Origin of the sequence: Xanthomonas hawaiiensis, assembly GCF_031834635.1 — a bacterium.
GTDB classification, from domain to species: domain Bacteria; phylum Pseudomonadota; class Gammaproteobacteria; order Xanthomonadales; family Xanthomonadaceae; genus Xanthomonas_A; species Xanthomonas_A sacchari.
Genome location: NZ_CP115873.1, coordinates 1,615,987 through 1,634,071 on the forward strand (window position 1 = coordinate 1,615,987; position 18,085 = coordinate 1,634,071).

The following is an 18,085-nucleotide window of genomic DNA, read 5'->3' on the forward strand; positions in this document are numbered from 1 at the left end:
TGCAGTCGGGACTGAAGTCCCTCCCACAATGCGTATCCGATGATCACCTTGTTCGGTGTCCGTATGTCGGGGTGTCCGTAGGAGCGGCTTCAGCCGCGACCGGGCGTTACCGGTAACGCCCGGTCGCGGCTGAAGCCGCTCCTACAGATGGGACGGCGCACGTTGGAAGGCGCGCGCACTAGGCTGCGCGCTAGAAATTGCGGGTGAAGCGCACCGTGCCGCTGCCGTCGGCGCTGCGCACCTGCACCACGAAGCGCAACTGGTCGTGGGCGCTGCTGCGTACGGTGCCGACGTAGTCGGTGTAGGCGTCGGTGCGGACCGCGCGCAGCGCCACCGGCTGGCGCTGGCCGCTGAGGTCGGTCGCCACCGCCTCCACCGTGCCCACCGCCGGCGCTTCCTCGCCACCGCGCAGGGTGCGCAGCGCGATCATCACCAATGCGGTGTCGGCTTCGCGGGCGATGCCGTAGCGGCGCGCCACGTCTTCGCTCATCGCCAATGTGGGCAAGGCGTTGTAGTGCACGCGCAGTGCGCCGAAATCCGCCTGCGCCGGGGTGGCGGCGAGCAGGGTCGCCGGGCGTGGGGTGTCCTGATCCGAGCAGGCGGCCAGGGCCAGGCACAGCAGCGCAGCGGGCAGGGCACGCATCGGCGTTCTCCGGATCAGTCGTCGTTGGCGGCGGACAGGGCACGGCCGCGCGCGGCCGCCGCGGCGATCGCGGCCGCGGTCAGCGCCTCGAAGCCGCCGTGCTGGAAGGTCTCGATCGCGGCCTGGGTGGTGCCGTTGGGCGAGGTCACCCGGCGGCGCAGTTCGCTCGGCGCCTCGCCGGACTCGGTGAGCATGCGTGCCGCGCCCAGCACGGTCTGCAGGGTCAGGGTGCGCGCGGTGTCGGCGGGCAGGCCCTGGGCGATGCCGGCTGCTTCCATCGCCTCGGCGAGCAGGAACACGTAGGCGGGGCCGCTGCCGGACACCGCGGTGACCGCATCGATCAGCGCTTCGTCCTCGACCCACACGGTAACCCCGGCCGCGGCCAGCACGCGCTCGGCGTGGGCGCGCTGGCCGGCATCGACGCCTTCGCTGGCGAACAGGCCGGTGACGCCGGCACCGAGCAGGGCCGGGGTGTTGGGCATCGCGCGGACCAGGGCGTGGCCGCCGCCGAGCCAGCGGTCCAGTTGCGCGGTGGTGATGCCGGCGGCGATGGACACCAGCAGTGGCCGTTGCGCCTGCGCCAGCGTGGCCAGTTCGGTGCAGACCCCGCGCAGCACCTGCGGCTTGACCGCGAACATCCACAGCGCCGCGCCGTCGGCGGCCTCGGCCGCGGAGGCGACCGCGTGGACGCCGTAGTCGGCGGCCAGTGCCTCGCGCAGAGCCGCCACCGGTTCGGCCACGCGGATGCGGCGCGGATCGGCGCCCTGCCGGACCAGCCCGGCGATCAGGCTGCGCGCCATGTTGCCGCCGCCGATGAAGGCGATATCGGCCGCGTGGGAATCGGGGGAAGCGGAAGCCATGTGCGCACCGTCGCGAAGAGGGAGCGCCATGGTAGCGGCTGCGCCGCGCCGCGTTGCTGCGGTGCGGCGCAACCCGGAGCACGCTGCGGGAAAGACGCGCCGGCCGCCATGCGGACCGGCGCGGTGGACTCAGTTGGACTCGGTGAAGGTGATCGACGGCGTGCTGCCGCCGGCCGTCGAGCAGCTGCCCAGGTTGAGGTTGTTGGTCTCGCCGGTGCTGCCGGCATTGGCCGCGCAGGTCGGGGCGGCGGTGGAGCCGTTGGTGGCGGCCACCTTCACCGTGATCGACGAGCCGGAGTTGAAGTTGGCGCTGGAACCGCCGGCGTTGCCGACCACATTGAACTCGGCGTCCTTCCACACCGTGGCCAGCTTGACCACGCTGTCCTTGGCGCTGACGCTGTAGGCGGTGCCGTTGTCGGTGAAGGTGATGGTGTCGTTGCCGTTGGCGGTGGCCGAACCGGTCAGCTTGAGGTTGGCCAGTTGCGTGGCCGGCACGTCCGGCGCGCTGACCGCATTGCTGTTGCGGTAGCAGTCCGAGCCGCCGCCGCTCATCCAGCCGCTCGGGCAGCTGCTGCCGTAGCCGATCAGCCAGTACTGCATGAACACCGCGGCCTGGCCCTGGGTCTCGTAGTCGGTGGCGTAGACGAACTGCTGCCACACGGTGCAGCCGGAGCGGCCGCCGCAGACGCTGGTGGTGGCGTTGTAGTTGGAGTTGATCTGCAGCGAGTACTCGTTCGGGCCGAGGATGCCGCCGCCGCCGAAGGCCGCCACGCCGACGCCCTGTTCCGAGGTCACGCCGGTGACCTGCGGGAAGCTGCCCACGGCCTTGCTGATCAGGGTGCTGGAGCGCAGCGCGTAGTCGTAGCCGTTGCCGGTGGTTTCGGTGGCGCCGAAGCGGATCTTGTGCGGCACCGGATGCAGGTGGCGGGTCAAAGTCTTGCAGACGTCCGTTTGCCACTGCGTGTCGGGGTAGCTGGCATGGAAGCAGCCTTCCGCCGGCGTCGGTTGATGCGCCATGGTTTCGCGCCAGGCGGTGCGCGCCTGCACTTCCGCGGGCGACATCATCGCTTCTTCGTTGGTCCAGGCCGGCGTCGCCGTCGGCGCGGCCATGGCCGCGGGGACGTGCAGCAGACCGATGAAGCAGGAAGCGAACAGCAATCGGGTGGATGCTTGCATCTGTGACCTCGTTCGAGCCGAGCGCATTCGGCGATGGACTGCGGAGGACCCGCGGTCGGCCGCCATGTGAAGCGAAGCGCCTGCGTCTGAAACGTGACTGAATTAACGGTTCGCAACCGTGTTGCATGGTTCAGGAAGCACTGTCGGCGCGAACCTTTCATTCATCCTGAAATTCTATGGTTTTCAAATAGATCGGCTACGACAGAATTCCGATGTTGGTGAATCGTTTTTGAAGCTGTCGTAGACAAATCATCACGGTGTCACGGGCGATGCGGTAATGCGGCACGGCAGCAGTCCGTTCAGCCGGAAACGCGCGGGCCGCGTGCGCCGAACAGGGCCGTGCCGACCCGCACCATGGTGGCGCCGGCGGCGATGGCGTCGGCGAAGTCGCCGCTCATGCCCATCGACAAGGTATCGACCTGCGGATGGGCGGCGCGCAGCCGCACGAACAGCGCATGCATGCGCGCGAATGCGTCGATGCGGCGCGCGGCCTCCGGCCACGGCGCGGGAATAGCCATCAGCCCGCGCAGGGCCAGCGCCGGCTGTGCGGCGATGGCCGCGGCCAGGGCGTCCACGGCGTCGGGCTGACAACCGTGCTTGCTGGCCTCGTCGTCGATGTTGACCTGGATCAGCACGTTCAGCGGCGCGCGCGCGGACGCAGTCGCACGGCCCTTGGCCAGGGCGGCGACCAGCTTGGGCCGGTCCACCGTCTGCACCCAGTCGAACAGCGTCGCCGCCTGTTCGGCCTTGTTCGACTGCAGGTGGCCGATCAGATGCCACTCCAGTCCGGCCTCGGCCAGCGCGGCGATCTTGGCCGCCGCTTCCTGCACGTAGTTCTCGCCGAAGGCGCGCTGCCCCTGTGCGGCCAGCGCCGCCACGGCCTCGGCCGGCTGGGTCTTGGACACCGCCAGCAAGTGCGCGTGCGGGCGCCCTGCGGCGTCGGCGGCGCGGTCCATGTCCAGGCGGATCTGTTGCAGCGGAGAGAGGGGCACGGGCGGCGTTCCGGCAAAGGGAAGGGCGCTATACTGCCGGCCGGGGAATCATCCTTCCAGTCGCAGCCCAAGGGGAAAAGCAGCGTATGGATATCGCTGAACTATTGGCGTTCTCGGTCAAGAACAAGGCGTCCGACCTGCACCTGTCCGCGGGCCTGCCGCCGATGATCCGGGTCGATGGCGACGTCCGCCGCATCAACATTCCGGCGCTGGACCACAAGCAGGTGCACGCGCTGGTCTACGACATCATGTCGGACAAGCAGCGCCGCGACTACGAGGAATTCCTCGAGGTCGACTTCTCCTTCGAGATTCCCAGCCTGGCGCGCTTCCGCGTCAACGCGTTCAACCAGAACCGCGGCGCCGGCGCGGTGTTCCGCACCATTCCGTCGGAAGTGCTGACCCTGGAAGACCTGGGTTGCCCGCCGATCTTCCGCCAGCTGATCGACCAGCCGCAGGGCCTGATCCTGGTCACCGGGCCGACCGGCTCGGGCAAGTCGACCACGCTGGCCGGCATGATCGACTACATCAACAAGAACGAATACGGCCACATCCTCACCGTCGAGGATCCGATCGAATTCGTGCACACCTCGCAGAAGTGCCTGATCAACCAGCGCGAGGTGCACCGCGACACCCACGGCTTCAACGAGGCGCTGCGCTCGGCGCTGCGCGAAGACCCGGACATCATCCTGGTCGGCGAGTTGCGCGACCTGGAAACCATCCGCCTGGCGCTGACCGCGGCGGAGACCGGCCACCTGGTGTTCGGCACCCTGCACACCAGCTCGGCGGCCAAGACCATCGACCGCATCATCGACGTGTTCCCCGCCGGCGAGAAGCCGATGGTGCGCTCGATGCTGTCCGAATCGCTGCGCGCGGTGATCTCGCAGGCGCTGCTGAAGAAGGTCGGCGGCGGCCGCACCGCGGCCTGGGAAATCATGGTCGGCACGCCCGCCATCCGCAACCTGATCCGCGAGGACAAGGTGGCGCAGATGTACTCGGCGATCCAGACCGGCCAGCAGAACGGCATGCAGACCCTGGACCAGCACCTGCAGGACCTGGTCAAGCGCAGCCTGATCACCCGCAACCAGGCCCGCGAGTACGCCAAGGACAAGCGGTTGTTCGAGTGAGGCCGGGAATCGGGAATAGGGAATCGGGAATGGGAAGAGCAACCGCCCCATCCTTCCCGCTTCCGGATGCCCGCTGTTGCGATTCCCGATTCTCCATTCCCGATTCTCAGCTCCGAAGGAGCCGACCATGAGCACCATCGACTTCACCTCTTTCCTGAAACTGATGGCGCACCAGAAGGCGTCGGACCTGTTCATCACCTCGGGCATGCCGCCGGCGATCAAGGTGCACGGCAAGATCACCCCGATCACGCAGACGCCGCTGACGCCGCAGCAGAGCCGCGACCTGGTGCTGAACGTGATGACGCCGTCGCAGCGCGAGGAGTTCGAGAAGACCCACGAGTGCAACTTCGCCATCGGCGTGGCCGGGGTCGGGCGCTTCCGCGTCAGTTGCTTCTACCAGCGCAACCAGGTCGGCATGGTGCTGCGCCGGATCGAGACGCGCATTCCCAGCGTGGACGAACTCAACCTGCCGCCGGTGATCAAGACCCTGGCGATGACCAAGCGCGGCATCATCATCTTCGTCGGCGCCACCGGCACCGGCAAGTCGACCTCGCTGGCGGCGATGATCGGCTACCGCAACCAGAACTCCACCGGGCACATCATCACCATCGAGGACCCGATCGAGTTCGTGCACAAGCACGAGGGCTGCATCATCACCCAGCGCGAGGTCGGCATCGACACCGACAGCTGGGAGAACGCGCTGAAGAACACCCTGCGCCAGGCGCCGGACGTGATCATGATCGGCGAGGTGCGCACCCGCGAGGGCATGGACCACGCCATCTCCTTTGCCGAGACCGGCCACCTGGTGCTGTGCACCCTGCACGCCAACAACGCCAACCAGGCGATGGACCGCGTGATCAACTTCTTCCCCGAAGACCGCCGCAGCCAGTTGCTGATGGATCTGTCGCTGAACCTGCGCGGCGTGGTCGCCCAGCAGCTGATCCCGACCCCGGACGGCAAGGGCCGCCGCGTGGCCATGGAGATCATGCTCGGCACGCCGCTGGTGCAGGACTACATCCGCGAGGGCGAGATCCACAAGCTCAAGGACGTGATGAAGGAGTCCACCAACCTGGGCATGAAGACCTTCGACCAGAGCCTGTTCGAGCTGTACCAGGCCGGCGAGATCAGCTACGAGGATGCGCTGCGCCACGCCGATTCGCAGAACGAGGTGCGCCTGCGCATCAAGCTGGCCCAGGGCGGCGACGCACGCACCCTGGCGCAGGGCCTGGACGGGGTCGAGATCGCCGAGGTGCGCTGAGCCGCCCCGGCAGGCGCGCGACCGGGCGCTCGGTGCGGCGAGGGCCCCACGCTCGGCGGTGCCTCCGCTTCGTTCACGGGTGTCGTGTTTCAGTCCAGCGTCCGCCTTCCGTCGATGGCGGACGCTTCAGCCGAAGGGAGAGAGCCGCGATGAACGACGTGCCTGAACTGCTCTGGTCGACCCAGCCGCATGCCGGCTACTACATCAACTCGGTGGCGGTGTCCGACGATGGCAATGTCATCGTCGCCGGCACCTTTTTCCACCAGTACGGCGGCCTGTCGCAGATTCCCGGGCTGGAGGCGGTGCCGGTCGAGCAACGCAAGATCTTCGAGCGCATCGCGCCTGCGGCCACGCGCAGCGACGTGGGCGACAACCAGCAGGGGTGTTTCGGCACCTATGCCTGGGATCGCGCCGGCAACCGTCTGCTGACGAAGGAGTTCGATGGCTGGCAGGGCGTGTACTGGGTCGACGTGGCGGCGGACGGTGGCATCGTGGCCAGCTGCGGCTGGCAGAGCCAGTCGCCGTATGCGGGCTTCGTCGGTGCCTGGGCGGTTCCCGGCGGCGACGAGCTGCTGTCCTTTGCGCTCCCCGTCCGCGGCAACATGGTGGCGCTGGACGCGTGCGGGCGGACGCTGCTGGCCGGTGCCGAGCAGGGCTATCTGTTCTATCGCGAGGGCGATGCAGCGTTCTCCGCCACGCCCGCGTGCATTGCGCTGACCGCCGGTGGCACCGGCGACAGCGCCGACAGCGTCATCGCCACCGGCATCGCCGCCGATGGCACGATCGGGCTGGTGGCCAGCGCGCAGGGCGAGATCATCCTGTTCCCGATCGCCGCCGGACAACCGGGGACGCTGACGCGCTGGCAGTTGCCCAGGCAGGCCCGCGTCCATGCCGCGGCGCTGTCGGGCGATGGACGCCGGGCCTATGCCGGTGCCAGCGACGGCACGTTGTACGCGTTCGACGTGGCGGCGTTCCAGAACACGCCTGGGCCGGCCTGGACCCAGACGGTGCCCGAGGGCGCCACGACCATCTACGGGGTGGCCTGCGATCGCGCCGGCAACAAGGTGGCGATCGCTGGCAATCTCACCGGCGGTGGCGTCGTCGCCGTGTACGCCGATGCCGGCACCGCCGCGACGCTGCAGTGGACCGCGCACAGTGCGCACTCGCCCAACGACCTGGCGTTCGACCCGGACGGACAATGGCTGGGGCTGGCCGATGGCCATCCCGACGGGACGCCCGGCGCGTTCACCGTCTGGAACGCGGGCGACGGCACGCAGCAATGGTCCTATGGCACGGACAACATGAGCTGGCCGATCCGGCTGAACAGCGGTGCCACGGTGGTGGTGGGTGGCAGCGACGACAGCACGGTCACCGCCTTCGTCGGCCCCGGTTCGGCCATCGGCCGTGGCCGCGCGGAGTCGGATGGATGACAGGCGAGGACGCCGAGGCGCCGTTTCGCACGCGCGCCGCGGCGCCGCACCGCCCCGGCGCGCTGGTGCTGCTGTCGGCGGTGCTGGTGGTGGCGTGGCTGGCGGTCTTCGAGTTGGCGCGGGTGCTGGGTTATCAGCCGCACACCAACCTGTGGTTCCCGCCGGTGGCGGTGACGCTGGCCACGTTCATGGTGCTGGGCTGGCGCGGCGCGCCGGCGATCGCCATTGCCTGCGTGCTGGCCACGCTGCTCAGTTTCTATCGCGCAAGCGACCACGCGGCCGTCCCCGACCGCGCGGTGCTGGTCTATGCGCTGCTGTTCACCGCGCAACAGTTCTGCATCTGGGGCGGGCTGGCCTGGCTGCTGCGCCGGGTCGGCCGTGGCGTGTCCTCGACCAGCCTGCCGCGCGTGGTCACCTCCTTCATCCTGGGCGGCGGCGTGGCGGCGCTGCTGTCCGCCTGCCTGGGCGGGGCCGGGCTGGCCGTCACCGGCGCCATCGATCTGCCGACCCTGCTTGCCCAGTCGATCCCGTGGGCGATCGGCGACTACGCCGGCCTGCTGGCGCTCGGTCCGCTGGCGATCGTCGCGGTGCTGCGCCTGGCCGAAGCGCTGCGGATCGTGCCGCAGCCGGGCATCCCGCGCTTCTCCGGGATGATCGCGCCCACCGGCAGCGTCTCGGGCTATCTGGTCAAGCTGGCGCTGCTGCTCGGCGTCACCCTGGCGGTGATGGGGCTGGCCGCCGCATTGCCGCGGCAGCCGGCGGTGGTGTTCGCACTGTTCGTGGTGGTGGTGATCCAGCTGTGGATCGTGCATACCCACGGGATGCTGCAGGCGCTGGTGGCGATCGCCGCCTTCAGCCTGCTGATCGCGCTGGCCACGCCGGTGCTGCGGCTCGAGGCGCAGGCGCTGGCGTTGCAGTTCGCCATGATCAGCCTGGCGGCGAACAGCTATTTCGGCCTGGCGGTCCCGGGGCTCTATGCCGACAACACGCGGTTGCGCCATGCGCTGGTACGCGATCCGGTGACCGGGGCGTTGTCGCGGACCGGCTTCCTGGAGCAGGTGCTCAACGATCTGCAGTTGGCCGCGCAGGATCCGCGTCCGCTGGCGGTGATCGTCGCCGACATGGACAACCTCAAGGCGATCAACGACCAGTTCGGACACGCCGCCGGCGATGCCGCCTTGCGCGCCTTCGTCAAGCGCTGCCGGCGCTGCCTGCGGCCGGGCCAGTTGCTGGGGCGGCGTGGGGGCGACGAATTCGCGCTGTACCTGCCGCTGACCACGCCGGAGCGGGCGGACGCGCTGATCGACGCGCTGCGCGGGGCGCTGGCCAAACCCGGCGACGACGACGGCTTCGCGACCGCACTGTCGGCCAGCTTCGGCCTGGCCCTGTGCAACCTGCGGGATCTGGATGCGGAAGCGCTGGAGGAACTGCTCGCACGCGCGGATGCGGAGATGTACGCCGACAAGCGGCAGCGCCGCGCCGTGGTGATGCGCTGAGGGTTGCGCTAGTCCCGTCTGGAGAAGGTGGCCCGCAGGGGCGGATGAGGGTAGGGCGAAGCATCGTGGTCTTGGTTCGGCGAGACGCCGTCGCGCCGGACCCTCACCCCAACCCCTCTCCCGGTGGGAGAGGGGCTTTAGCCGTTCCTTCTCCCGCCGGGAGAAGGTGCCCCGCAGGGGCGGATGAGGGTACGGGCGAAGCCTCGTGGTCTTGTGTCGGCGGGACGCGTTCGCGCCGTACCCTCACCCCAACCCCTCTCCCGGTGGGAGAGGGGCTTTAGCCGTTCCTTCTCCCACCGGGAGAAGGTGCCCCGCAGGGGCGGATGAGGGTAGGGCGAAGCATCGTGGTCTTGTGTCGGCGAGACGCCTTCGCGCCGGACCCTCACCCCAACCCCTCTCCCGGTGGGAGAGGGGCTTTAGCCGTTCCTTCTCCCATCGGGAGAAGGTGCCCCGCAGGGGCGGATGAGGGTACGGGCGAAGCCTCTTGGTCTTGTTTCGGCGAGACGCTTCGCGCCGGACCCTCACCCCACCCCCCGCTCCGCGCCCCGGCCCACTTGCGGCGCGGGCGCTCCAGGGTGCGCGCGTCAGTGACGCGCAAGCCGCACCCTGTTGCCCCGAAGGGAGAGGGGCTTTAGCCGTTCCTTCTCCCGCCGGGAGAAGGTGCCCCGCAGGGGCGGATGAGGGTACGGTGAGCCAGAATGCCACGCATGCAAACAGACAATCCCTACGCCGCTCCCGTCGCCACGCTGCCCGACACCGAGACCGCTGCGGCAACCGCCGATCCCCTGTCCATGCTGTTCGCGCCCTCGGCGGCCAAGCTGGCGCTGCTGTGCGCGAGCAGCTTCGGCTGGTATGCGCTGTACTGGTTCTACCGCAACTGGCGCGCCTTGCGCCTGCTGTCCGGGCGCCGGCGCATCTCGCCGGTGTGGCGCTCGGTGTTCTCGTTGATCTGGGTGTTCGCCTGCTTTCGCGGGCTTGAACGCACCATCGGCGCACAGCGCGGCGCGCTGGTCGGCTGGCTCGGGCCGGCGCTGGCCTATGTCTGCCTGAGCCTGCTGGGCGCGTGGCCCTCCGCGTTGTCGCTGTTGACGCTGCTGACCTGGACGCCGCTCCTGCTGGTCAACCAGCGGCTGGCGCGGTTCAAGCAGGCGCGCGGCCTGCCGCGCAGCGCGGCGGAGCGGTTCAACGCGTGGACGTGGACGTGGCTGGCCGTCGCCGGGCCGGTGGCGCTGCTGGTGATGGTCGGAATGGTGACGGCGATCGTGTGGTCGCAGCATCACATTGAAATCGACTTGCCGGCTCGATAGGACGGCAGTGGGCCGGCGGCGGCTGGCAGCGCGTTCGCCCATCCTCTGCAGTCGTGCAGGTCGCCATCAAAGTTTCATGTGCAACCACTGCCTGGCTGGTGTCTAATACCGCCCCCCACGCTGCGCCCCTCCCGTGAGCCTTCCCGATTCCGATCTGCGTCCGGACCTGGACCCATTGCCCGACGACGGCACCGTCGTCACCGCCGGACCGCTGACCCCGCCGCCGGATTCGGCCGGCACCATGCAGGATGCGCGCGCGCTGCGCCACAGCGTGGCCGAGGACGTGCAGGGCATGCTGCTGGCGACCCTGGTGGCCTCGCTGGGGCTGGCGGTGTTCGCCCATGGCGGCCTGATGATCGGCGGCATGGCTGGCGTGGCCTTCCTGCTGCACTACGCGCTGGGCTGGAACTTCGGCCTGATGTTCGTGCTGGTCAACCTGCCGTTCTATTGGCTGGCGGTGCGGCGCATGGGCTGGGAATTCACCCTCAAGACCTTCGTCGCGGTCGCCGCCTGCGGCCTGCTGACCGACCTGCTGCCGCGCTGGGCGCAGTGGGCGACGATGACGCCGCTGTTCTCGGCGCTGGTCGGCGGCGCGCTGGTCGGGCTGGGCATCCTGTTCTTCATCCGCCACCGCGCCAGCCTGGGCGGCGTCGGCATCCTCGCGGTCTACCTGCAGCGCAGCCGCGGCTGGAGCGCGGGCAAGGTGCAGATGAGCTTCGACGCGGCGCTGATGGCGGTGGCGTTCTGGCTGCTGGCGCCGCAGCAGGTGCTGTACTCGGCGATCGGCGCGGTGGTGCTGAGCCTGGTGCTGATGTTCAACCATCGCGCCGGGCGCTACATGGGCGTGTGAGTCCACGGCCGGTCGCCGTCGCGCGATCGGCGACGTGCGCATCGTCGCATGCAGGTGTTCCTCGCGGATGCGCGAACGTCGCGCGATCTGTACGCACCGATCTGGTCGCGCATGACATGCATGCGCCGCCCGCAGGCCAACGACACACTGTCGCGCCGTGCTGCGCGCGACATCGCCCTCGCGGCACGGCAACTGTCTACGGAATCGCCGCGGTGTCTACGGATTGGTCTTGCTGTCCAAGTGTGACGCAGCGCATGCTGCTGTCGAAGCAAGGGTGAGTGCGCACAGACGGCGCATGCGATCGCGGGGAGCGCGATCCACCCGCATGACACGACCACGATGTTCGACGCCGCGCCTGCGCGGCGGCGCGGTGCCGCCTGTCCGGCGCACTGCGGCGGATGCCGGCGCCTACAGCTTTTCCACGGAACGAGGGCAGTGCGATGAAACGTGCGATGGGATTCGCGGCATTGGTCTGTGTGGTGGTCGCGGCATGCTCTGCCGTGAATCCCGGGTCGCGGCCGAAGCCCGGCAGCGGTGGCGGTACGCCCACGCCGGGGCCGGCACCGAGCGCAGCGGCGTGCACGCCGCCGGGGCCGCCAGCGCCGTCGTGGTTCCCGCATGCGCAGACGCCGGCACCGGATTCGGCGGGCTTCGCGTCCAGCAGCAATTGCGAGTTCCATCAGTGGTCGTGGAATGCGTTCCTGTGGCTGACCCAGGACGTGGGCGGGCAGCCGCGCTTCCTGACCATGCCCAGCGACGGCATCGGTGGCGTCGCCAACGGCGTGCTCGATCCGTTGATCGGTCGCTCGCAGCAGGCGCGCACGGTGGAGCTGATCGATCAGGCAGGCCCGGATGGCGTGCTGGTGGATCGGCACGGGCGCGCGGTCTATTACTCGATCCATTCCAACGACGTGTTCGGCCAGTTCATGGCCAGCAACCACCTGCAGGATCCCAAGGCGTTGCGCGCCTTCGATCCGAAGACGCCCTTTCCGGTCGGCAGCATGACCCTGAAGGCGGCGTGGAAGGTGGTGCAGCCGGGCGAGGACGTGTCCACGTTCTATACCCGGCAGGCCACGATCGCCAAGGTGGGCATGCGCAAGGGCAAGCTCGTCGCCACCAGCGACACCGAAACCCAGACCGTGGCGCTGGTCGGCTTCCACATCGGCGGCACGGTCAACGGCCATCCGGAGATGATCTGGGCCACGTTCGAGCACCGCGACAATGCGCCGGACGTGGACGCGCCGCTGAATCCTGGCCAGCCGGTCTCCGACAAGGACTGGACCTTCTACAAGGCCGGCACGCCGATCGAGCAGTGCAACGTCAACGCCGCCGGTGCCGGTGCGCTGACCTTGAACGCGCAGACCCAGACCCTCAGCCCGGTGACCCAGGTCTGCCGCATGGTGCCGTACGGCGGGCAGAAGCCATGCCCGAGCGGCCAGGACTGCAACATCGCCAACATCCAGTCGATGAACACGTCGGTGCAGGGCCAGTTGAACGACGTGTGGAAGAACTACTTCGAGGTCGGCGCGATCTGGTTCGTCGCCAAGGATGCGTTGGCGCCCAACTGCACGTTCCAACCGGGTTCGGCCCTGGAATGCATTCCTTCGCCGACACCCGAAGGTGCGCCGCCGCTACTCACCGGCTCGATCAAGCTGTCCAATTCCACCATCGAGACCTTCACCCAGGTGCAGAGCACGCAGAACAACTGTTTCGCCTGCCACAACACCACCCAGGTGATCTCGCCCGATCCGCGCGCGCAGTCGTTGCCGGGGCTGAACGTCAACATCAGCCACGTGGTGATCAACGACTACTTCCAGGCGCAGCTGCCGCAGAAGGCACCGCCGGCGGCGCGGCCGGCCACGCCGCGCTGAGGCGCGTCCCTCTCATCCGGATCAGGAGCAAGTCACCATGACCAGCAACGTGTTTCGCGTGCATCCGGCGATCGGCATCGGCCGCGTCGGCGACAGCCAGGAATTCTATCTCGCGCCGGTCACCGCGGCAGGCACGCGCGGCGCCGACGGGCTGATGGGCGGGCTGCCGGTGCAGCCCGGCACCGAGTCCACGCCGATCACCGCCGAGCAGTTCCGCGATGCCGCCGGCAACGTCAAGCGCCAGGCGGCGCGCTTCCACATCTACGCCTACCCCAGCGGCAGTTCCGGCAGCTATCCCAACGGCGGCGGCGTGCGCGTGGACATCGGCAGCACGATCGACGGCAAGACGGTCAAGGACATCGTCTGGACCGTGCATCTGGCCAACAAGAAGCTCAACAACTATTCGACGGTGAGCCAGGGCGGCCAGTTCCGCGGCATCGGTGCCTACGAGTCCCCCGGCTTGCTGGAGCTGCGCAATCCGAACTATCCCGATGCTGCCGATCCGGCCGATCCCAGCGATCCCACGCGTCTGCGGCAGTTGGTCATCGATGCAGGCCCGCGCGCACTCAGCGCCGCGGCCGCGGGCGGCGACGTGGTGGCGTTCGACATGACCACCACCGCCAGCTACGCCGATGCCAGTGGCACGATCCACCCGCAACCGGCCTATCCGGTCAGCTTCCCCTCGATGTTCCATACGCTGCACGAACCGCTCGGCAAGCTCGATTCGCTGGGCGACATGCGCACGGAGGCCACCGGCGCGCTGATCGTGGCCGGCGGCTTCGCTCGGACCTCGGCGGTGATCGGCGCCGATGGCAACTATCCGCCGCTGGAGGACGCGACCGAGAACGGCCTGTGGTACGACGATGCCGCCGATGGCCCGGTCAATGCCGTGCTGATCTTCAACGACGGCACCACCGCCAGCGTGCAGGGCGCCTGGTACGTCACCGGCGACCCGGGCTATGCGCCGCAGACCCGCAACGTGGTGTCCACCTGGGACGACGTCTACGACGTGTGGGTGCGCGCGCTGGGCCTGGTGCCGTCGCTGTACGCCAACAACGCCTTCGTCGGCACTTACCAGCCGTCCTTCAGCGACGACATCCAGCCGATCTTCCACGCGGCGATGCTGCAGCGCTGGAACACGAACCTGCCGTCGGGAGCGGTCAAGGGCCACGACATGATCGGGCAGATCCAGCCCACCGACGATCCGAGCGCGAAGATTCCCAACCTGAAGACGCTGATCCGCGATCCGGCGTCCGCCGCCGACACCGAGACCGGCTCGCCGATGATGCCGCTGTCGCTGGGCGATGCGCAGAAGAGCTTCCTCAGCGTCAGTTCCACCCAGTACTTCCTGCTGAGCCAGTGGCACGGCAACAACTACGTGCAGGTGGGCGCGCCGACGCTGGGGCCTGGCGAAGCGCTGGATCGGGTCACCCTGCAGAACTGCCTGGGCGGCCGCTACAGCCCGGGCATCGAGGTGTCGTTCCCGATCCGCGACGTCAATCTCTACGTGCAGGACTGGAAGACCCTGGACTGCGGTCCGTTCCGCATCAACCAGGCGCCGCTGGACTACAGCAAGGCGAGCAAGGACAGCGCGTTCCTGAGCTTTGGCTATGTGCCGCTGCAACCGCATCCGGTGGAGCCGGGCGATCTGTCCAAGTTCATGTCGGTGCCCTGGCATACCGACTACAACTCCTGCGCCACCCATCTGCCCGATCCCAATCCGGGGCAGCAGACGGTCAATCCGAACAACACCTTGTTCTGGTCGTGGCCGGCGGAGCGGCCGTTCGCGGTCTACCCGGCGGCGCTGTGCCAGGTCGATCCGGACGACGACACCTGGTATCTGGGGCAACAGGTGTACTCGGTGCGCGGCGCCGGCACCGACAGCCCGTATCCGACCAGGGCCGGGCGCTTCCAGGCGTACGCGGACTTCGTCGCCAACTGGTCCAAGGTCGGCTTCGTGATCAGTGGCGCGCAGATCGCGCAGGTCCCCGGCAAGCCGCCGTATCCGCCCGAACTGTTCCTCGAAGTGGCGAGCCAGTTCGATCCGGGCCAGGAGTTCGTGGCGCCATGGCCGATGGCGAACATGCCGGTCGATCCCTTGGTGTGACGCCGGAGCGTGTCGCGCGCGATGACCTTGCCTGAGACTGCCGTCGTGACCGCCGCTGCGGATCGCCATGCCGTCGCCATCGTCGGCGGCGGCGCCGCCGGCTGCGCCACCGCGCTGGCGCTGGCCGCGCGCGGGGTCGAGGACGTGGTCGTGCTCGACATGGGCCGCGCCGCGGGCTGGCGGCTGGGCGAGGCGCTGGCGCCGACCGCCAGCGCGGCGCTGCAGCGGCTGGGCGTGTGGGAGGCGTTCCTGGCGCAACGGCCGCTGGCCTCGGCCGGCAGTTGCGCCAGTTGGGGCCGGCCGGAGCTGGGTTACAACGACTTCATCGTCGCCGGCCAGGGCAAGGGCTGGCACGTGGACCGCGCCGCCTTCGACGCGATGCTGGCCGCGGCGGTGCCCGCGCAGGGCGGCACGCTGATGCGCGGCCTGCGGCTGGGTGCGGTCGGCCGCGCCGCCGATGGCGATCACGTGCTGGAACTGCACGGCGAGGAAGGTGGCGTGCGCCGGCTGCGCGCCGGGTTCCTGGTGGATGCCAGCGGCATCGCCGCCGCAGCGGTGCGGCGTTTGGGTGTTGCCCGCAACGAAGTGGACTGCCTGGCCTTCGTCGCCGGCGTATTCGCGCTGGAGCGGTCCCAGGCGATTCCGTCGCAGGCCTTGCTGGAGGCCTGCGCCGACGGCTGGTGGTATGCGGCGAAGTTGCCGGACCAGCGCCTGATGCTGGCCCTGGCGCTGGAGCCGCGCCGGCAACGGCACTTCCTGGACCGCGACGTGTGGCTGGCGGCGGCGCACCAGACCCGGCATGTCGCACAGTGGCTGGCGCAGGGTGCGGCGCGCGCGCCCGAGGCCGATGGCCTGATCGCGGCGCTGGGGCCATCGGCGATCCTCAGTCGCGTGGTGGGCGCCGACTGGTTGGCGGTGGGCGACGCGGCCAGCGCCTACGATCCGCTGACCGCACATGGCATCGTCAAGGCCCTGCAGGACGGCGAGGCGGCCGCGCACGCGCTGGCGGCGCATCTGCAAGGCGCTGGCCCGGCACCGCTGGCGGTGTACCAGGACGGCGTGTTCGCGCGCTTCCGCGCCTACTTGCGCGAACGCGGGGCCTTGTACGCGCGCGAGCGGCGCTGGGCGCAGGCGCCGTTCTGGCAGGCGCGGCTGGCGGGGTGAGGCGGCGGGCGCTGGAGTGCGGCGCCTGCTTCGCCCAGTGCGTCGGCAGCGCGTCCTTGAGTACGGCTGGAGAGTCAGGTGCGCGTAGGCGTGATGTCCGCGATCCTTTCATCGCGACGAAAGGCCGTGCGCAGGGGCGGCTTCGGCCGCGACGGGCCTTGCCGGTAACGCTGGGTCGCGGCTGAAGCCGCTCCTACCAGACAACGTCATGGTTGCGACCCTCAGTCCCGGCACGCCGCTTGTGGCGAGATGCCGTTCAATTCTCGCTGTCGCTGTCGCTGTCGCCGCGCGCCGGGCACGGCGTCGGCACGCCCAGCCGTTGCGCCAGGCGCCGCGCGTCGAAGGGTGCGTGCACCTTCATGTCGTTGTCGAAGTAGCAATACACGTCGCGCCGCGCCCGCGCCGGGGCGCGTGGGCCGACCCGCTGTGCGTCGGCCGGCTCGCTGCCGCGGTGCCATGCGTCGATGCGCCTGGCCCAGGCGTCGAGCGCCGTGTCGTCGTAGCCGCTGGCGTAGAGCTGCGCATCGCCATGCAGGCGCAGGTACAGGAAGTCAGCGGTCACGTCTTCCAGATACGGCCACTTGCCGGCGGTGTCGGCCTGCACCAGTGCCACCCGGTGCCTGCGCAGCAAGGCCACCGCCTCGGGCGTGGCGAAGCTGGGATGGCGCACTTCCAGCGCATGGCGCAGGCGCCGGTTGCGGTCGATCTGCAGCAGGCTGCGCTCGCGCATGCGCGCCGTGTCGCGTTTGCGCGCCAGCGCCAGGGCGGCCTCGCTGGTGCGTGGCAGCAACGAAAGGAACGCGTCCAGCAGGTCGTGATCGAAAGCCAGTGACGGCGGCAGCTGCCACAGCAGCGGCCCCAGCTTCGGCCCCAATCCGAGCAGGCCGGAAGCGAAGAAATTCGCCAGCGGCTGTGCGCAGTCGCGCAGCCGCTTCAGGTGGGTGACGAAGCGCGGCCCCTTGACCGCGAACACGAAGCCGCGCGGGGTGGCGTCGTGCCAGGCGGCATAGCTTTTCGGGGTCTGCAGCGAATAGAACGAGCCGTTGAGTTCCACCGAGCGGAAGCAATGCGCGGCGTACTCCAACTCCCGCCGCTGGGTCAGGTCGGACGGGTAGAAGACGCCACGCCAGCGTGGGTAGCGCCAGCCGGAAATGCCGATGCGCAAAGCCATGCGCCGACCATGCCGGCGGCGGCGTGCAGCGTTCGTGCAGGCTGCGCCAAGGCGGCGTCGTGCCGGCTCGCGCGCGCCGGCGGTCTCAGCCGGCGCGCATCCACGGCGGATCCAACTGCGCGATGCGCGCGAACGCCGGGCAATCTTCGCGGTGCGCGCCGGGCAGATAGCCCAGGCTCATCAGGAACTCGCCGGTGATCTCGCCGCCGGTGAAGCGGAAGGTGCGCTTGAACAGCTTGATCCACTCGGCCTTGCTGCGCGGATGCTGCGCGTCCAGCCAGGCGGCGAAGCTGCCGTGGCTGGCCCGCAGGCCCTGGATCACCTGGGCGTTGTGGATCGCCGCCTGCACCTTGAGCCGGTTGCGGACGATGCCGGCGTCGCCGAGCAGGCGCAGCACGTCGTCCTCGCCGAAGGCCGCCACCGTGTCCACGTCGAACCCGGCGTAGGCGGCGCGGAAACCCGCGCGCTTCTTCAGCATCAGCTCCCAGCTCAGCCCGGCCTGGTTGATCTCCAGCACCAGCCGCTCGAACAGGTCGGCTTCGGCGCGTTGCGGGACGCCGTACTCGTGGTCGTGGTAGTGGCCGTGCACCGGATGGCCAGGGGCGATATCGCAATAGCTGCTCATGCGGCGGGTAT

15 protein-coding genes are annotated in these 18,085 nt (G+C 69.3%); 9 read left to right on the plus strand and 6 right to left on the minus strand.

What is annotated here, in order from left to right; translation table 11 throughout:
• Positions 1–190: 190 nt before the first annotated feature.
• The 4 genes from PG878_RS07020 to PG878_RS07035 form a co-directional block, all read right to left on the minus strand.
• Complete coding sequence (locus tag PG878_RS07020; RefSeq protein ID WP_209029705.1) at positions 191–643, minus strand: DUF4426 domain-containing protein; 453 nt, start codon at positions 641–643, stop codon at positions 191–193.
• A 14-nt stretch (positions 644–657) separates the two neighbouring features.
• Positions 658–1,503 (minus strand): pyrroline-5-carboxylate reductase, encoded by an 846-nt coding sequence (proC, locus tag PG878_RS07025; protein ID WP_209029706.1) that lies wholly within the window; start codon positions 1,501–1,503, stop codon positions 658–660.
• Positions 1,504–1,632: 129 nt separating this feature from the next.
• The gene (locus PG878_RS07030) at positions 1,633–2,661 is read right to left on the minus strand and encodes a hypothetical protein (RefSeq protein ID WP_209029870.1); all 1,029 of its coding nucleotides are present in this window, start codon (positions 2,659–2,661) and stop codon (positions 1,633–1,635) included.
• A gap of 317 nt (positions 2,662–2,978) precedes the next feature.
• The gene (locus PG878_RS07035; protein ID WP_244672465.1) at positions 2,979–3,635 is read right to left on the minus strand and encodes a YggS family pyridoxal phosphate-dependent enzyme; all 657 of its coding nucleotides are present in this window, start codon (positions 3,633–3,635) and stop codon (positions 2,979–2,981) included.
• Positions 3,636–3,757: 122 nt separating this feature from the next.
• On the opposite strand from PG878_RS07035, the gene PG878_RS07040 reads away from it, so the two are divergent.
• The 9 genes from PG878_RS07040 (at position 3,758) to PG878_RS07080 (ending at position 16,278) form a co-directional block, all read left to right on the plus strand.
• Positions 3,758–4,795 (plus strand): type IV pilus twitching motility protein PilT, encoded by a 1,038-nt coding sequence (locus tag PG878_RS07040; RefSeq protein WP_010344138.1) that lies wholly within the window; start codon positions 3,758–3,760, stop codon positions 4,793–4,795.
• 127 nt (positions 4,796–4,922) lie between these two features.
• Complete coding sequence (locus PG878_RS07045) at positions 4,923–6,053, plus strand: PilT/PilU family type 4a pilus ATPase (protein ID WP_209029708.1); 1,131 nt, start codon at positions 4,923–4,925, stop codon at positions 6,051–6,053.
• Positions 6,054–6,202: 149 nt separating this feature from the next.
• A complete protein-coding gene (locus tag PG878_RS07050) occupies positions 6,203–7,483 on the plus strand; it encodes a WD40 repeat domain-containing protein (protein ID WP_209029709.1) in 1,281 nt (426 codons plus the stop codon).
• On the plus strand, positions 7,480–8,979 hold the full coding sequence (locus PG878_RS07055) for a GGDEF domain-containing protein (protein WP_209029710.1): 1,500 nt from the start codon (positions 7,480–7,482) through the stop codon (positions 8,977–8,979). Before PG878_RS07050 ends, PG878_RS07055 begins: the two co-directional genes overlap by 4 nt.
• 707 nt (positions 8,980–9,686) lie before the next feature.
• Positions 9,687–10,286 carry an MFS transporter permease gene (locus tag PG878_RS07060; protein ID WP_209029711.1) on the plus strand — a complete coding sequence of 200 codons (600 nt, stop codon included), beginning with the start codon at positions 9,687–9,689 and terminating at the stop codon, positions 10,284–10,286.
• Between the two features lie 175 nt (positions 10,287–10,461).
• The gene (locus PG878_RS07065; RefSeq protein ID WP_160960052.1) at positions 10,462–11,136 is read left to right on the plus strand and encodes a YitT family protein; all 675 of its coding nucleotides are present in this window, start codon (positions 10,462–10,464) and stop codon (positions 11,134–11,136) included.
• Positions 11,137–11,636: 500 nt separating this feature from the next.
• Positions 11,637–13,007, plus strand: coding sequence for a hypothetical protein (locus PG878_RS07070; RefSeq protein WP_311186029.1), 1,371 nt, complete (start codon positions 11,637–11,639; stop codon positions 13,005–13,007).
• A 37-nt stretch (positions 13,008–13,044) separates the two neighbouring features.
• Positions 13,045–15,114 (plus strand): LodA/GoxA family CTQ-dependent oxidase, encoded by a 2,070-nt coding sequence (locus tag PG878_RS07075; RefSeq protein WP_209029712.1) that lies wholly within the window; start codon positions 13,045–13,047, stop codon positions 15,112–15,114.
• A gap of 45 nt (positions 15,115–15,159) precedes the next feature.
• On the plus strand, positions 15,160–16,278 hold the full coding sequence (locus PG878_RS07080; protein WP_311186030.1) for an FAD-dependent oxidoreductase: 1,119 nt from the start codon (positions 15,160–15,162) through the stop codon (positions 16,276–16,278).
• 256 nt (positions 16,279–16,534) lie between these two features.
• On the opposite strand, the gene PG878_RS07085 is transcribed toward PG878_RS07080, so the two are convergent.
• Positions 16,535–17,449: a DUF72 domain-containing protein gene (locus PG878_RS07085; RefSeq protein WP_209029714.1), complete on the minus strand. Its 915-nt coding sequence runs from the start codon at positions 17,447–17,449 to the stop codon at positions 16,535–16,537.
• A gap of 85 nt (positions 17,450–17,534) precedes the next feature.
• Positions 17,535–18,074, minus strand: a complete 540-nt coding sequence (locus PG878_RS07090; RefSeq protein WP_209029715.1) for a DNA-3-methyladenine glycosylase I — start codon at positions 18,072–18,074, stop codon at positions 17,535–17,537.
• Positions 18,075–18,085: the final 11 nt, after the last annotated feature.

What these genes read in the sequence shown, in the direction of transcription:
- PG878_RS07020 (WP_209029705.1), bottom strand. Translation starts at nt 643, where the DNA reads ATGCGTGCCCTGCCCGCTGCGCTGCTGTGCCTGGCCCTGGCCGCCTGC.
- proC (WP_209029706.1), bottom strand. Translation starts at nt 1,503, where the DNA reads ATGGCTTCCGCTTCCCCCGATTCCCACGCGGCCGATATCGCCTTCATC.
- PG878_RS07035 (WP_244672465.1), bottom strand. Translation starts at nt 3,635, where the DNA reads ATGGACCGCGCCGCCGACGCCGCAGGGCGCCCGCACGCGCACTTGCTG.
- PG878_RS07040 (WP_010344138.1), top strand. Translation starts at nt 3,758, where the DNA reads ATGGATATCGCTGAACTATTGGCGTTCTCGGTCAAGAACAAGGCGTCC.
- PG878_RS07045 (WP_209029708.1), top strand. Translation starts at nt 4,923, where the DNA reads ATGAGCACCATCGACTTCACCTCTTTCCTGAAACTGATGGCGCACCAG.
- PG878_RS07050 (WP_209029709.1), top strand. Translation starts at nt 6,203, where the DNA reads ATGAACGACGTGCCTGAACTGCTCTGGTCGACCCAGCCGCATGCCGGC.
- PG878_RS07055 (WP_209029710.1), top strand. Translation starts at nt 7,480, where the DNA reads ATGACAGGCGAGGACGCCGAGGCGCCGTTTCGCACGCGCGCCGCGGCG.
- PG878_RS07060 (WP_209029711.1), top strand. Translation starts at nt 9,687, where the DNA reads ATGCAAACAGACAATCCCTACGCCGCTCCCGTCGCCACGCTGCCCGAC.
- PG878_RS07075 (WP_209029712.1), top strand. Translation starts at nt 13,045, where the DNA reads ATGACCAGCAACGTGTTTCGCGTGCATCCGGCGATCGGCATCGGCCGC.
- PG878_RS07085 (WP_209029714.1), bottom strand. Translation starts at nt 17,449, where the DNA reads ATGGCTTTGCGCATCGGCATTTCCGGCTGGCGCTACCCACGCTGGCGT.
- PG878_RS07090 (WP_209029715.1), bottom strand. Translation starts at nt 18,074, where the DNA reads ATGAGCAGCTATTGCGATATCGCCCCTGGCCATCCGGTGCACGGCCAC.